Origin of the sequence: Ruegeria spongiae, assembly GCF_023502395.1 — a bacterium.
In the GTDB taxonomy this organism is placed as follows: Bacteria; Pseudomonadota; Alphaproteobacteria; order Rhodobacterales; family Rhodobacteraceae; genus Ruegeria_C; species Ruegeria_C spongiae.
On the sequence record NZ_JAMFMB010000102.1, the window covers coordinates 1 to 359 of the forward strand.

A 359-nucleotide genomic window follows, 5' to 3' on the forward strand; every position below is an offset into this window, starting at 1 on the left:
ACAAATTACGTAGCTATATCAAACCGGTCAAAGCACTGGCCCCAGACGCTGACCATCGCGCGCACAAAGGTCTAAACAACGCGATCGAGGTTTCGCATCGCCCGACCAGAAAGCGAGAGAAAATATTTGGCCGGTTTAAATCTCATAGGCAGGCTCAGAGGTTTCTTTCCGCACATGACCAGATCAGCCTGATCTTCCGCCCTCGCCGCTATCAACTCACCGCAACTTCATACCGCCACGCCCGCAACGACGCGTTCAGCCTCTGGGTCGATTACACCGCTGAAATGTCCGCATAATCCAACCATTGCCAATGAAGTGCAATCTGACGCAAACAACTTGGCAATACCCCACGGTTGCCT

Annotated in this window: 1 protein-coding gene; it reads left to right on the plus strand. The window is 52.6% G+C overall.

Annotated features, from left to right (window positions below; all coding sequences use genetic code 11):
* Nucleotides 1-296 (plus strand): DDE-type integrase/transposase/recombinase (locus M3P21_RS22440; RefSeq protein WP_249713730.1); only part of this gene is annotated, 296 nt, incomplete at its 5' end.
* Nucleotides 297-359: the final 63 nt, after the last annotated feature.